This window comes from Asaia lannensis NBRC 102526 (genome assembly GCF_024054035.1).
GTDB lineage: Bacteria > Pseudomonadota > Alphaproteobacteria > Acetobacterales > Acetobacteraceae > Asaia > Asaia lannensis.
On sequence record NZ_JAMXQU010000001.1, the window covers coordinates 542283 to 556238 of the forward strand.

Here is a 13956-nt window from a genome sequence, read left to right on the forward strand (position 1 = left end):
CGCAGAAGCCCATCAACCGTCGGAGGCATCAAACTCCCGAGCGGCGATGCCGGACGACTGGTGGCACGGTTCTGTCTCAAGACGACCGTCCTCCCAGATTAGAACAGGAGCTTTTTGGTTCTTTTTCTCAAAAAAGAATGATCACTTCCCATCTTGTCGCACATGCACCCATAAGCCGCCTGTCAGTTCGACAAGACGTTGCGGCGTCATGCGAACGGAGGCGGTAATCGACCCTGCAGCGGGAATGATTTCCTCGAAGGCCTGAAGAGACTCGTCGCAATAAACGGGCAGGGGGGCTGGCAGGCCGAAAGGGCAGACGCCGCCGACGGGATGGCTGGTCGCTTCCAGCACGGCCTCCGGGCCCAGAAAACGCGGCTTGCCACCAAGCGCTTCGCGGGCACGCCTGTTATCGAGACGTGCCGTTCCTGCCATGACCACCAGTACGATACGCCCGCCAACATCGACGCAGAGGGTTTTTGCGATCTGGTCGGGTTCGACGCCATGGACTTCTGCGGCCTCTAGAACCGTGGCGGTGCTGCGCCCTTCATCGATGATCGAAAGTTCCGGGGCGAGGCGGGCGAGTTCGGCGCGAACGGAATCCAGGCTCATGAGAGTCTCAGCGTCTTATCAGGATATAGTTGATGGTAAGATCGATGTCGAAGTGATCGCCCTTCATGTCCGGGGGCACGGGTGGAAGCTGCGCGCCCTGGAACATGCCCGTGGTTGCCGCATCGAGCGAATAGGAACCCGATTGCCCCGTAAGGCGCACGGATTTCACCCGGCCATTCCGGTCAAGCACGACATGAACGGAAGAGGGGCCATCCTCGCCATTCTTGATGGCATCTTCGGGATAATACAGATGCGCACGGATCCAGCGGTCGATCTCGCTGCCATAATCGTCACTGACGCCCCGGATGGAATTGCGCGTCATGAAGGGCGCGTTGATCTGGCCGTTGGTCGACAGTGGGCCCAGCGACATGTCGATCGGCGCCCCGGAGCCGCCGCGTCGGCCGCGCTGGCGGCGTGGCGTGGAGGGCGCTTCGCCGAAATCGAGCGTCGTCATGTTCGCAAACGGATTATCCGACTGCTTCGCGGTCGGGCGACGGCTCGAACGATGGCTATGCGCGTGCGTCTGGCTTTTCGTGCCTGATTTGGCAATGCCCGGGCTGACAGGACGATCCGTGCGGGTTTTGGGTATTTCCGTCGAGGGACCGTCGGGGATTGGGGGCGATGCAGGGGGCGTCGGTGTGGGAGGCGCCGGGGTCGGTACGGATTCCTCCTCGTCGGGCTGCTGTTCCTGCTCCTTGTCCGGGCTGGAGGCTGAAGGCGCGTCATGGCTTTCGGACGGTTTTTCCTCGCCGCCCGGCTTGTCTTCATGCGGGCCGGCCATGCCACTCCGGGACGGGGGAGCGAACATCATTTCGACCTGCGGCTGATCGATGCCCTGCGGCAGGCCACGCGCATGACGTGCCCCTTCATAGATCAGCAGGCCGAGCAGCAGCGCATGGGCGACGGCGGAAACGACGAGAACCGTTATGACGCCCGGGTCTTCGAGCACCTGCGGCCGGATGAGGGAGGTCCCTGCCGGTTTCAGGTCGGGTTCGAGCCCGGTGCGCGGTTCGTAATGGGTAAGAGGCGCGCGGCTTCCCCTCATCGGAGGAAGGGCGCGCGTCGATCTGGCGGCCGGTGCGAACAGCAACGGCTCGTTACGCGCCCGTTTCCTGTCCGGGCGCGGACCATGGACTGCACCGGATGGCGGTGGAGCCGGATCGACGGGTAGGGTGCGTTTCAGAAGAACACCTGCAAGAATCAGAACACACGCCACCACCTGAGCGGGCAGGCAAGGGACCTGCTTCGCGACACGATCTGGCATCTGCTGCTATCATGGCATCTGACCCATCGTCTTGCCAAGCGCATCGGCGTCACGCCTGTTACAGAAGAGGAAAAACCTTGTACGACGATCCGGTGCTTTATGCCTGTCTGGGGCAGGATCCCGCGCTTCGGTCCGCCATCGAACGTATCGGTCCGTGTCGCCTCAGAGGGGCGGACGGCAAAACGCCGTATCAGGCCCTGATACGCGCCATTATCGGCCAGCAGCTTCATGGGCGCGCGGCAGAAGCCATTCTGGGCCGTGTCTGCGCCCTGTCTGGCGGCGATATGCCGGAGCCGGAAGCCCTTCTTGCATTGCCGGAAGAAACTCTGAGGGGGTGCGGTCTGTCGGCTGCAAAATTCGTGGCCCTGCGCGGTCTGGCTCAGGCGCGTCTTGAAGGGATTGTGCCCGGCGTGGATGAAGCGCGGCTACTGGATGATGAAGCACTTATCGCCCGCCTGACTTCCCTGCGTGGTGTGGGGCGATGGACTGTGGAGATGTTACTCATTTTTACACTGGGGCGTTCAGATGTGCTGCCGGTCGATGACTTCGCCATCCGCGCAGGGTGGCAGAAGCTCTATGGGCTCGATACACCGCCCCGACCCACCGCGCTCAGAACGGCAGGGGAGAAATTCTCTCCCTGGCGTTCGGCGCTCGCCTGGTATCTGTGGCGTCTGTCCGAAGAGGGGAAGTCGGTCAGAAATGCCCTGACCGGGTGAATACCCTTCCGGGCAACGCTTTTCCCGTCAATGTGGCGCGCTTTCTTTTCCCGACAGGTCGCGGATGAGCGACAGCAGAAAATGCAGTCCCGGGGTGATGGTTGAGAGCGGTACGCGCTCGTTCAGCCCATGGCTGAAATCATCCGAGGTCTTCATGAATATGGGGCTCGCGCCGTAGCTCGGAATCCCGGCGGCCCGGAACCACATGCTGTCCGTTGCGCTCGATGTCATGCTCGGGAAAACCGGAACGCCGGGATAGGCGGTCTGAACGGCCTGGGTCACGGCGTGAGCGAAAGGCGTGTTCAGAGGCGAGGCCTCGGTTTCCACATAGCCAGCGCTTCTGTCCTCGAACCGGACGGATGGATCATCGACCACCGATTTCAGCTCGTGAATGATATCGAGCCGGGAATGGCCAGGGAAAATGCGACAATTGACATTGGCCTCAGCCTGTTGGGGCAAAGCGTTCAGCGCGTGGCCACCCTTTATGGTGGTAACGACGCATGTCGTGCCGATGCTCCCGGCGAGCAGCGGATTGGCGCGCAGAACCGAGACGGCCTTCGCATTATCCGGTGTTGCAGCGAAAGTCCGCAGTGCTTCGGCCAGATGCGGAGGCGTAAAGCGGGCGACATTCATGAAATAGCTTCGCGTCAGGGCATTCAGCTCCGGACGGAAGGGGTGAGCCTCGATCTTGAGAAGGGCCTGAGCCAGTACGTCGATCGCGTTGCGTGTGCGTGGTTCGGATGCATGACCACCCGGATCGCTGACGCTCAGGCGCACATCGAGATAGGTTTTCTCTGCCCCGGACCAGGCATAGAACAGCGGTTTGCCGGTTTCCTCATCGAGCGTTCCGCCACCGACATCGAGATTCAGGACCTGCGAGGCGTTCGAGAGCGTCTTTGCAAGTATCTCTCCGGTTTTCATGGCCGTTTCTTCATCGCCGGAAAACGCGAGGACAATCTCCCGCTCGGGGGTGAAGCCGTGCTTGTAGAGATGAATGAGGGCCGTGATGGCCATGGCATTGCTGAGCTTCATATCGCCAGCCCCACGGCCGAACAGATAACCGTCTTCGACGACGGGAACCAACGGGTCGCGTGTCCAGTCCGATGGATTGGCCGCCACAACGTCCATATGTCCGAGAATGACGAGTGGCTTGAGCGATGGATTGCGGCCGGGCCAGCGCATTATGAAATAGGCGGTATTATCGACCCGCGTGATCGATATGGACTTCTCGGGAAAGCCGCCCGCGACCAGCGTTTTCTTGTAAAGCTCGGCGACCGAGGCGGTCTGGTTGTGCTCGCCGGCAGACGATTGAAAGGCGATGGAGGCTTCCGCCAGTGTCAGGGCTTGCAGCCCTTCGCGTGTCAGTGGGGGAAGTGGATCGGCGAGGGCAGGCCCAATCGAGAAAAGCAGCAGCGACAGGGCAGCGCGCTTAAGCATAGTAAAGGAAAACCTCAGTACAGAAAACAAACGGTCATATCGATGCTATGAAGTCTAGCATCTTCTCGCTGAAAAGTTTTGGATTATCTGCATGGAGCCAGTGTCCTGCATCGGGGATGGTTTCAAGCCTGTAATGCGGGAAGAGACGCCTCATGACGGGTTCGTGCTCTTTGCCGATATAGGGCGAATGCTCACCGCGCAGAAACAATGTCGGTCCCTCATAGACATAGCCCTCGGGCATATAGGGCCAGTTCTCGATATTGGGCATTGCCACCGTGATGTCCTGCAGGCCGATCTGCCAGCCGGGATCGCTGCCCAGACGGACATTCTGCAGCATCAGGTCGCGCACGCTGCGATTGGGTATTTCCTGCGCCAGGAGTTGATCAGCCTGCTGTCGGTCAAGCTGATCGGGGAAGTGGATGTGCAGCATGGCTTCGGCCAGTTTGGCCTGGCCGAAGCCGGTGCGTGCGGGCGCCATATCGCCGACGAGCAGCCCTGAAACAAGTTCCGGATACTGAAGCGCCAGGAGCATGGCGAGTTTGCCGCCCATGGAATGACCGACCAGAATGGCGGGGAGGGCTTCATGGGCGCGCAATGTCTCGACCACGTCGTCGACCATTGTGGGGTAATCCATGGGGCCGTGTGGACTTTCCCCATGGTTGCGCAGGTCGAGAGCGAGGGTACGATGGGTGCGTGAAACCTGTCTTTGCAGGAAGCCCATATTGCGTGCGCGTCCGAACAGGCCATGCAGGAACACGACCGGCGGGTGTCCCGCTGGCTGGGCCGGAAGGCGTTCGATAACGTTCAGCAGCACGATAGGGAGATCCTTTCGGGGAGAGAGCCGGCCGGAGCACGGATAAAAGCGACCGGAATTCTGGGGTTTTCTGTTGCTTGGGACAAGTCGGCACGACAATAAGGACTGCGCTTGCCTCCGGTCCTCAAAGTCATGTCAGGGTCTTTCTTGGGTTCAGGGTTCCACAGAACTATCGGACGACACGGTGTCAGGCGACTCCGTCTCATGGTTCACGTCCCGTATTATGTGCGTGCCCTCGTCCGATCCAATGAAATCTGGTTGACTGTTCTATCATCCTGTGTCGGCGTTCTGGCGGGGCTGAGTGTCTGGATCATGACGCGTGCCACGCTGATGGCTCATCGCGTTCTGTACAATCTGCATAACGACGGCAGGCTCTCTGGTCTTGCGACGCTCGCCCCCTGGCGCTGCGTGCTTGTTCCCTGCCTCGGCGGGCTGGTGCTGGGTGGATTCGGTCTGCTTGTGGCGCGACGGTTCCGGCACAGGCCGGTCGATCCGATCGAGGCCAATGCCCTGCATGGCGGGCGTATGTCGGTGCGCGACAGCGCCATTGTGGCGTTCCAGACATTTCTTTCCAATGGAAGTGGCGCTTCGCTTGGACTGGAAGCCGGATTTTCGCAGATTGCTGCGGCATTGGGGTCGCGCTGCGGTGCCATTTTCAGGGTGCGCCGTGCCGATATGCGCATTCTTGTCGGATGCGGGGCCGGAGGCGCGATAGGGGCGGCGTTCAATGCGCCCATTGCTGGGGCATTCTATGCTTTCGAGCTGGTGATCGGCACGTATTCCCTGGTCAATCTGGCGCCTGTTGCCGTGGCGAGTATCAGCGCAGTCGGTATCGTGCGCCTTCTGGGCGGTGTGACCGCGACCGTCACGCTCCTGCCGCATGAAAGCCTGGGTATGCGTGACAGCCTGCCTGTCATGGGGCTGGGTATTCTGTGCGGTCTTGTCGGCATTGGCGTCATGCGCGGCGTCACGATAGCCGAACTGGTATTTCGCAAGAGCCACCTGCCTGTCTGGTTTCGCCCCTGCCTGGGCGGGCTATGTGTCGGATGTCTGGCCCTTTATTCGCCTTCCATTCTGTCCGCAGGTCATGCCGCCGTCAGGAAAGTGCTCGATGGAGGGCTGCCGCTCACGACGCTCTTGCTCCTTCTCCTTCTCAAGGCAGTAGCGTCTGCAATCTCCATAGGCAGCGGGTTTCGTGGCGGGCTGTTTTTTGCTTCGCTTTTTCTGGGCGTGTTGTCGGGGTCGCTTTTCGGGCATGGGCTTGAGGCTCTTGTGGCGACCGGTCTTTCGGTCACAACCTGTGCCATTCTCGGTATGAGCGCTACGGCCGTGGCCATTATCGGCGTGCCCATGACGATGACCTGCCTCATTCTTGAAATGACGGCAGATATCACACTTGCCAGTGCCGTCCTGTTGTCCAGCGTGCTCTCCCTGCTCACGGTGAGGCGGCTATTCGGATATTCCTTTGCCACATGGCGGTTTCACCAGCGCGGTGAATCGATTCGCTCTGCCGTCGATATCGGCTGGCTGCGCGCGTTGACCGTCGGACGCATGATGCGACGGGACATGACCGTGTTTTCCCCTGATACCACAATTGGTGAAGCACGCCTCTGCTGCCCCCTTGGGGCCATGCCTCAGGTCGTTCTGGCTGATGCAGAGGGTGCTTACAGGGGGATCGTGCTCGTTTCCGATATTTACGGCCCCGATCACCCGCCGGGACGGACGCTCGCCGATCTGGTCCAGCATGAACAAATTATGCTTCTTCCCGACATGACCTGCCGTGACGCCGCACGCCGTTTCGAGGAAGCCGAAGCCGATGCCCTTGTTGTGATCGCCGACATGGCCTCGCGTCGGGTGATCGGCCTGCTGAGCGAGAAATACGTGCTGCGCCGTTATGCCGAGGCACTCGACCGGACGCGTCGGGAGCTGGCTGGCGAGACGAGGGCGTAAGCTGCGCATGCGACACAGGTGTGTGACCTCTGCCGCGGGGGCTGAAGAAATCATTCTCCTGCAGGTACGAGACGTTGACATGACACCTCTTCATGGGTAGCAGACGCGCACCAAGGACTCCCCGGACAGGGGGGATAAGCGAGGTATGGAATCGTGGGCGCACAGGACGACCTGAACGTTTCCTCGCAGGCGGAGAAAGGGGCCGACAGCTTCGACAAGAGGCTGGCCGATGCCGAACTCCGGATGCGCGGCAAAAGCGACAAGTCGGACTCTGTTTCCACCGGAAATGAAGGCAGTGCCGATTATTCGGCATTCGGGCTGGCAATGAGGATCGGGACCGAGATGGTCGCGGCACTGGTTGTCGGCGTTGTTCTGGGTTACGGGCTGGATCGCCTGTGTGGAACAAAGCCTCTTTTCCTGATCCTGTTCTCGCTGGTCGGCGGTGCAGCAGGGATGCTGAATGTCTGGCGTGCGGTGAAAAACGCCAACGTCTGACAGAGCGGCGCAAGGTATCGCGCCTGTTTTGTGGGTTTCATGGATCTCCGCCTTGGCGGAAGGTTCGTATCGTAAGCGGGAGAGGCAGCTTGGCCGCCGGATCAACGATTGACGCGCTCGGCCAGTTCGAGCTCCATCCTGTTCTCGGGCAGATCGGCGAGGCGCTGCGCTTCAGCCAGTCTCCGGCTTTCATGCTGGTGGCTGTCGTTCTGGTTCTGGCGTTCCTGTATATCGGTATGCGTCCTGCTGCCGTGGTGCCGGGACGTATGCAGGCCGCAGCCGAACTGGGATACGATTTCATCCACAACATGGCTGTCGAAACGATCGGCAAGGAAGGTACGTCCTTCTTCCCATTCGTTTTCGCGCTGTTCTTCTTCATTCTGGCCGGTAACTATCTTGGCCTGATCCCCTATTGCTTCACGTTTACGAGCCATATTGCCGTGACGGCCTCGCTGGCCATTCTCGTTTTCGTGGTGTCGATCCTCGCTTCCCTTCGCTATCAGGGCTTCAAGTTCTTCGCGCATTTCATGCCCGAAGGCGCGCCGGTCTTTCTGGCGCCGCTTCTGATCCCGATCGAGATCCTTTCCTTTCTTTCGCGACCTGTCAGCCTGTCGATCCGACTTTTCGCCAACATGATGGCTGGTCACGTTCTGCTCGAAGTCTTTGCCGGCTTTACCCTGATGCTGGCAGGTCTTGGGGCATTCGGCTCGGTGCTGGCTGTGACGCCCGTCGTCATCAATGTCGCGCTGACGGCTCTGGAATTGCTGGTGGGCGTTCTGCAGGCTTATGTGTTCGCCATCCTCACCTGCATTTATCTGCGTGAGGCTGTGGCGCACTGAGGTGCTCGCCGCGACCTTCGCTCAACTGTTGTTCTGTCGTAACCAAGGAACCTGACTCATGGACGTCTCTGCTGCTCGCGAAATCGGTGCCGGTATTGCTGTTATCGCTCTTGCCGGTGTCGGCATCGGCCTCGGCAACATCTTCTCGACGCTGGTGAGCTCGATCGCTCGCAACCCGGCTGCCCGCCCGCACGTGTTCGGCCTCGGCATGCTCGGCTTCGCCCTGACGGAAGCCGTTGCGCTCTTCGCTCTCCTGATCGCCTTCCTGATCCTCTTCGTCTGATCGAAAGGCAGGATAACAGTCATGCGCCTTCCGTCTCGTAATCTCGCTGCCACGCTCGCCGTTGTGCTTGCGCTCGGCACTGTGCCGGGACGGGCCTGGGCCGCTGGCATGCCGCAGCTCGACTTCTCCAACCCCCTGCTTATTGGGCAGGTGGTCTGGGGCGCTGTCATCTTTGCGGTTTTCTACGTCATTCTGAGCCGCTCGGCCCTGCCGCGCATCGATCGGGTTCTGACCCATCGACGCAACCGGATCGAGGGCGATCTCGATATTGCACGCCGTGCCCGTGACGACGCAGACCGCGCCGTCGACGAGCTGCGCCGTGCCCGCCACGATGCGGCAGCACAGGCACAGGCCAATATCGATCGGGTCGTTCACGAAGCCCGTATGGCGGCCGAGGCACAGACCCACGAAATGAACCGTCGGCTTCATGCCGATATCGCCGAAGCTGAAAAGCGCATTGCCTCTGCCCGTGCAGAAGCGCTGGCCAGCCTGCCAGGTGTAGCGACCGAAACGGCACAGAGCCTGATCGGCAAGCTCCTGCGTCCGGCCGGTCTGGACAATGCGATTTCACAAGCTCAGGTCGAGGACGCTGTCCGCGCCGGGCTCGCGACCAGCAAAGGCTGAGGAGAATACGCGATGTTCCACGACCAGCGTTTTTATGTCGCTATTTCCTTCGTCCTGTTTTTTCTGCTGTTCGGTCGCAAGCTCTGGGGTGCCATAGCTTCCGTTCTGGATGCACGCGCCGAGCAGGTGCGCAGCAATCTCGATGAGGCGAGCCGCCTGCGTCGCGAAGCTGAGAAAATGCTTGAGGATGCGACGCGCGAGCGTGAGCAGGCACTGGCAGAATCCCGTGCGCTGATCGAGCGCTCGCGTGCTGAAGCGGCCAGCATTGCTGAAAATGCTCGCCTCGAAGCCGAAGCCATTGCATCGCGTCGCGAGCAGATGGCGCGTGACCGCATTGCCGCCTCCGAGCGTGCAGCCATTCGTGAAGTGCGCGAGATGGCTGCCGATGCTGCGATCAAGGCGACGCGCAACCTGCTGACACAGCATTTCTCCGCAGATGCGTCTGGCGCATCCGTCCTGCTGGATCGCGGTATCAGCGATCTGCCCCAGGCGCTGAAGGCTTCGAACGAAGCCGGTTCGCGTAACCGGAACGCAGCCTGATATATCTGTCCGGATCTTCTGGGATCCGGACAAGCCATAGGCGGTTTCTGTCATGAGTGTTCGTCTCTCCATCGTCATTGCCGTTCTGAACGAGGCCGAGAACATCCGTCCGGTTTGCGAAGAGCTGGCGAATGTCTTCGAAAACGACCCGGACATCGAAATCATCTTTGTGGATGACGGAAGCCGCGACGCGACCGTCCCGCAGCTTCTGGCCGCGCGTGAGGCCCTGTTGCCCGGTCTGCGTCTGCTCAGCCATGATCGGTGCCGTGGTAAATCGGCGGCGCTCCGAACCGGAATCGAGGCTGCCAGCGGACGCTGGATCGCCACGCTCGACGGCGATGGGCAGGATGACCCAGCAGTCATAATCGACATGCTTAAACGTGCCGAGGCTTTCGACGGGGGCGAGCCTCTTGTCGTGGGTGTGCGCCTCAAGCGCAACGACCGCCTTTCGCGTGTTATCGCCACCCGTCTGGCCAACGGGCTGCGTCGCCGTCTGCTCAACGACGGTTGTCCCGATACAGGCGCACCGATGAAGCTGTTCGCCCGCGAGACGTTTCTGCGTATTCCGCAATTCGAGGGCGTACACCGTTTTCTCCCCGCTCTTCTGGGGTGCTACGGTGCCAAGCTGATCTGTGTCGAGACGCGTCATCGTGCACGACTGCATGGCCAGTCCAAATATACCAATTTCAATCGCGCGCTCGTTGGCATCCGTGATCTTCTGGGTGTCATGTGGCTGCTCAATCGGACGAGACTGCCGGGCCGCGTAACCGAACGCTGAGGGCTCTCATGACTCTGACCTGGCGCCATTATCTCGGCGTGGCTCTGCTGACGCTGCTGATCTTCCTGCCGGGGCGCATGACGCTTGTGCCGCTCGACCGCGACGAGCCGCGCTATATGGAAGCCTCGGCCCAGATGATCGAGAGCGGCAATTATGTCGATGTCCGCTTTCTCGATCAGCCGCGCTATCTGCAACCGGCTGGGATCTACTGGCTCGAGGCTACCGCACAAAGGGTTTTCGGTGGCCCTCACGACCGTCATGTCGCGTGGCCCTATCGTATTCCCAGCCTGATTGCTGCCGTTTCAGCGGTAACGCTTACAGCCTATCTCGGTGCAACGCTGTTCGGCGGTCTGACCGGTCTTCTGGCTGCGGCTTTTCTTGCGGTCTCGACGCTGCTGACCGCCGAAGGCCGCATGGCCACGATTGATACCGTGCTTCTGCTCGATATCCTGCTGGTCGAAACGGCGCTTTTGCGTGCCTATCTCGATGCGCATAAAAACAGGCCGACCCCGGTCGGAATCGCCCTTCTTTACTGGGGGGCTCTTGGCTGCGGTCTGATGCTCAAAGGCCCTGTCGTGCTTATTCCGGGGCTGGCAACGCCGATCGCACTCAGGATCATCGATAAGCAGGCCCACTGGTTCCGGCGCCTGCGCCCCTCCTGGGGCTGGCTTGTCACGCTCGCCGTCGTTCTGCCCTGGTGCATCGCCATCGGTGTTGTGAGCCATGGGGAGTTCTTCTCCCGCGCTGTCGGGACGAATTTTCTTGGCAAGATCGGTCATGGGCAGCAGGCCCACGGGCTTCCACCCGGTTTTCATATCGTGGTCTTCCTGCTTGCTTTCTGGCCGGGGTCACTCTTCCTCGTGCTCGGTCTGCCCGCTATCTGGGCGCGTCATCGTGAGCCTGCCATACGTTTCCTGCTGTGCTGGATCGTCCCTCACTGGTTGGTATTCGAGGCGATCGCGACGAAGCTGCCGCATTATGTGCTGCCAACCTATCCCGCCCTGGCGATACTGACTGCTGCAACGCTCGTGAAATGGCCTCTGCAGCGGCCCAAGGCGGGTTGGGCTCGTGGGCTGATGGGGCTTTACGGCCTGCTCTGGGGCGTGCTGGCACTCGGCTTTGCCGTGACAGGCGTGGCACTGCTCTGGCAGAGCGAGCACAGGCTGGATGTCGGCGCGCTGATCGCGCTTATCGGGGCGTTACCTCTGGTCGGGTATGCCCTCTGGCTGCTTTGGAGAGCGCAGCGTGTTCGGGCGGCATGGACGATCATCTGTGCGGCAGTCGTGATTCATGCAGGTATCTTCCTGACTGTGATCCCCAATCTGGGGCTGCTGCAACTCGCCCCCCGCGCTGCGGCGCTTTACGATGATTATCGCCCCTGCGAGGACAGCACGCTCGTCTCGGTCTCCTATTCGGAGCCGAGCCTTGCATTTCTTGCCGGATCCAATACCCGGTTGCTCGGTGTGCCCGATGCGGCACGCTATCTCTCGGAGAATGCGTCCTGCTCTCTCGTTCTTGTCGACCGACGGGACGAACAGGCGTTGAAGACCGCCCTGTCTGAAAAAGGCTGGTCTCTGACGGAATATGGCCGTGTTACCGGACTGAATTACTCGAACGGACACAAGCTCGATCTCGGCTTGTTCGCTCCGAACCGTCAGTGAAGTAGTGGGAATGAAAATCTTGAAGACGGGAGACGGAAGGTAAAGTCTCCGAATCTCTTCTTCAAGTTATCATAGCCTTGGAAAAGTAAAGGTCAGGCAGTGCGGTCGGCAGCGATCGTAGCGACCAGCAGAGCGCCAATAACAGGAATGAAAGAGACCATTGTCAGGGCGCTGAGTGCGCTGAGGGGATGGGCAACGAAGTTCATGAGTTCGACGGCAAACATGTGTGTTTCCTGGAGTGTTTGGTGTGTGGGCGCGGAAAAAGCGCCCAAACGGCTCCAGGAGCAATCGCTCAAAACGCGCTGCAGCAATGCAGTAAACGCATGGAACTGCGCTATTTTCTACTTAGGTTCTACTTGAGCCTTCAGCGCGAAATAAAATAACCGCCCGATCCCCCGGAACGGCTATCTTGTTGCTTTGACGACCGGCACGGTCTTGGGCAGGGCCCCGTCTCTTTTCAGCCCATGCCAGGCCAGAAGGGTATCGACAAGAAACGCTGTCAGTGCTGCGACCGTGCAGAACAGGGCCCCGCCGAACAGAAAGATCAGCCAGGCGACGGTCTGGCTGTTGTGCAGGCTGCCCAGAAACAGGGCCAGCGCGGCACCGCAGGTCGAGGCACCCCCGACACCCCCCAGCATGACGGCACAGTCGAGCGAAAGAACGCGCTGTCGCAGTCTTTTCTGATGCCGTTCGAGACGTGCGGTGTCTTCTGTGGTGTTTTCCGACTTCGCGCTGTCATCCAGGCGACGGGCAACTTCCTCCACATGATCGGAGACCCGTGCGAGGCGGGTATTGAACAGGGTCAGAAGCGAGGCGACGCCCGACAGCATAAAAACCGGGGTCAGGGCCACCTGAATGACATGCGCCACGCTATCGATCGGTTCGGGGGCCAGTAGGGCATTGAGGCCGACGGGGTCGAGCGCCATGGAGGTCGGTTCCTGTCCAGAAAGCAAGGGGAGGGGAGGTTTTACAGGCATGGCAAAACTCTGCAATATAATCTGCCAGACTATGATGGCCGGACCGGTCGCGCCGGCGCTGGTGCGTGAGCGATGCTGTGATAGACTGGCGCAACCGAAGACGACCCTTTTCCCGAGCGAGAGCATATAGCGTGGCCTTCATTTCCGCCCTTGGGCAGAAAGCCTTTCCGGCTCTTCTGTCTGTCCTGCTCGCGATGGGTTTTGCGGCATCCTGCAGAGCCGATACCGTTTCTTTTGCGCGACTGACCTGGACAGAGATCCAGAGCCGTCTGCAGTCGGGAACCGATACGATTATCGTGCCTGTAGGGGGTACGGAGCAGAGCGGGCCTTATATTGCCGTGGGCAAGCATAACGTGCGTGCCGAGGTACAGGCAGAGCGTATTGCACAGGCGCTCGGTCATACGCTGGTCGCGCCGGTTATTGCATATGTGCCCGAAGGAGGAACCGATCCACGGACCTCACATATGCGCTTTCCCGGCACCATCTCGATTCCGCCCGCTGTATTCGAGGGGCTGATAGAGGGCGCTGGAGAGAGTTTTCATGTACAGGGCTTTAAACGCGTCGTCTTTATTGCCGATCACGGTGGATATTTGTCCTATCTCAAGGCAGCGGTGGCAAAGCTGAACAATAAATGGCGCGGTCGGGGAGAGGCGGTCTATCTGGCAGCCTATTACGACAGTATCGGAACGCGTTATGCGGAGGTTCTGCGTCAGAAAGGATACGGCAATGCTCTCGGCAAGCATGCCGATCTGAGTGACACCGCGCTTATGCTTGCCATCGATCCGGGCATGGTACGCGAACAGGCGTTGAAGAATGCCCCTCTGCCGGGTGTCGCACAGGGTGTGTATGGAGGCGATCCTCGCCCTGCCACGGCAGAGCTGGGGCGGATCGGAACAGGGATTCAGGTTCAGGCAGCTCTCGATGCTCTTGGCGCGTCGCACTGATCTGGACCGTTATCAAGGAGCATCT

General features: G+C 60.3%; 16 protein-coding genes. 10 read left to right on the forward strand and 6 right to left on the reverse strand.

The window, feature by feature from the left end; translation table 11 throughout:
* Positions 1 to 141: 141 nt before the first annotated feature.
* Together NF685_RS02395 and NF685_RS02400 are read right to left on the reverse strand one after the other, a co-directional pair.
* Entirely contained in the window at positions 142 to 609 is a 468-nt protein-coding gene (locus NF685_RS02395; RefSeq protein ID WP_252848434.1) for a YbaK/EbsC family protein, read from the reverse strand.
* A gap of 7 nt (positions 610 to 616) precedes the next feature.
* Positions 617 to 1873 (reverse strand): energy transducer TonB, encoded by a 1257-nt coding sequence (locus NF685_RS02400; protein ID WP_252848435.1) that lies wholly within the window; start codon positions 1871 to 1873, stop codon positions 617 to 619.
* A gap of 77 nt (positions 1874 to 1950) precedes the next feature.
* On the opposite strand from NF685_RS02400, the gene NF685_RS02405 reads away from it, so the two are divergent.
* Entirely contained in the window at positions 1951 to 2589 is a 639-nt protein-coding gene (locus NF685_RS02405) for a DNA-3-methyladenine glycosylase family protein (protein WP_252848436.1), read from the forward strand.
* A 27-nt stretch (positions 2590 to 2616) separates the two neighbouring features.
* On the opposite strand, the gene NF685_RS02410 is transcribed toward NF685_RS02405, so the two are convergent.
* Positions 2617 to 4026: a M20/M25/M40 family metallo-hydrolase gene (locus NF685_RS02410; protein ID WP_252848437.1), complete on the reverse strand. Its 1410-nt coding sequence runs from the start codon at positions 4024 to 4026 to the stop codon at positions 2617 to 2619.
* A gap of 34 nt (positions 4027 to 4060) precedes the next feature.
* The gene (locus NF685_RS02415) at positions 4061 to 4840 is read right to left on the reverse strand and encodes an alpha/beta fold hydrolase (RefSeq protein WP_252848438.1); all 780 of its coding nucleotides are present in this window, start codon (positions 4838 to 4840) and stop codon (positions 4061 to 4063) included.
* A gap of 204 nt (positions 4841 to 5044) precedes the next feature.
* On the opposite strand from NF685_RS02415, the gene NF685_RS02420 reads away from it, so the two are divergent.
* The 8 genes from NF685_RS02420 to NF685_RS02455 all read left to right on the forward strand — a co-directional run bounded on the left by NF685_RS02420 (position 5045) and on the right by NF685_RS02455 (position 12010).
* Positions 5045 to 6790 (forward strand): chloride channel protein, encoded by a 1746-nt coding sequence (locus NF685_RS02420; RefSeq protein WP_252848439.1) that lies wholly within the window; start codon positions 5045 to 5047, stop codon positions 6788 to 6790.
* A gap of 153 nt (positions 6791 to 6943) precedes the next feature.
* Positions 6944 to 7285: an AtpZ/AtpI family protein gene (locus NF685_RS02425; RefSeq protein ID WP_252848440.1), complete on the forward strand. Its 342-nt coding sequence runs from the start codon at positions 6944 to 6946 to the stop codon at positions 7283 to 7285.
* Between the two features lie 89 nt (positions 7286 to 7374).
* A complete protein-coding gene (locus NF685_RS02430) occupies positions 7375 to 8124 on the forward strand; it encodes a F0F1 ATP synthase subunit A (RefSeq protein ID WP_222546697.1) in 750 nt (249 codons plus the stop codon).
* Between the two features lie 58 nt (positions 8125 to 8182).
* Complete coding sequence (locus NF685_RS02435; protein WP_023977841.1) at positions 8183 to 8407, forward strand: ATP synthase subunit C family protein; 225 nt, start codon at positions 8183 to 8185, stop codon at positions 8405 to 8407.
* A gap of 21 nt (positions 8408 to 8428) precedes the next feature.
* Positions 8429 to 9031: a F0F1 ATP synthase subunit B family protein gene (locus tag NF685_RS02440; RefSeq protein ID WP_252848441.1), complete on the forward strand. Its 603-nt coding sequence runs from the start codon at positions 8429 to 8431 to the stop codon at positions 9029 to 9031.
* A gap of 12 nt (positions 9032 to 9043) precedes the next feature.
* On the forward strand, positions 9044 to 9571 hold the full coding sequence (locus NF685_RS02445; RefSeq protein ID WP_252848442.1) for an ATP synthase F0 subunit B: 528 nt from the start codon (positions 9044 to 9046) through the stop codon (positions 9569 to 9571).
* A 52-nt stretch (positions 9572 to 9623) separates the two neighbouring features.
* On the forward strand, positions 9624 to 10349 hold the full coding sequence (locus NF685_RS02450) for a glycosyltransferase family 2 protein (protein WP_252848443.1): 726 nt from the start codon (positions 9624 to 9626) through the stop codon (positions 10347 to 10349).
* An 8-nt stretch (positions 10350 to 10357) separates the two neighbouring features.
* Positions 10358 to 12010: an ArnT family glycosyltransferase gene (locus tag NF685_RS02455; RefSeq protein ID WP_252848444.1), complete on the forward strand. Its 1653-nt coding sequence runs from the start codon at positions 10358 to 10360 to the stop codon at positions 12008 to 12010.
* 92 nt (positions 12011 to 12102) lie between these two features.
* Here the strand turns inward: NF685_RS02455 and NF685_RS14260 are convergent, their stop codons facing one another.
* Positions 12103 to 12234, reverse strand: a complete 132-nt coding sequence (locus tag NF685_RS14260) for a hypothetical protein (protein WP_261390251.1) — start codon at positions 12232 to 12234, stop codon at positions 12103 to 12105.
* Positions 12235 to 12414: 180 nt separating this feature from the next.
* Positions 12415 to 12936: a DUF2721 domain-containing protein gene (locus NF685_RS02460; RefSeq protein ID WP_252848445.1), complete on the reverse strand. Its 522-nt coding sequence runs from the start codon at positions 12934 to 12936 to the stop codon at positions 12415 to 12417.
* Between the two features lie 182 nt (positions 12937 to 13118).
* Here NF685_RS02460 and NF685_RS02465 point away from each other — a divergent pair, with 182 nt between their 5' ends.
* Positions 13119 to 13931, forward strand: coding sequence for a creatininase family protein (locus NF685_RS02465; RefSeq protein WP_373317826.1), 813 nt, complete (start codon positions 13119 to 13121; stop codon positions 13929 to 13931).
* Positions 13932 to 13956 lie beyond the last annotated feature (25 nt).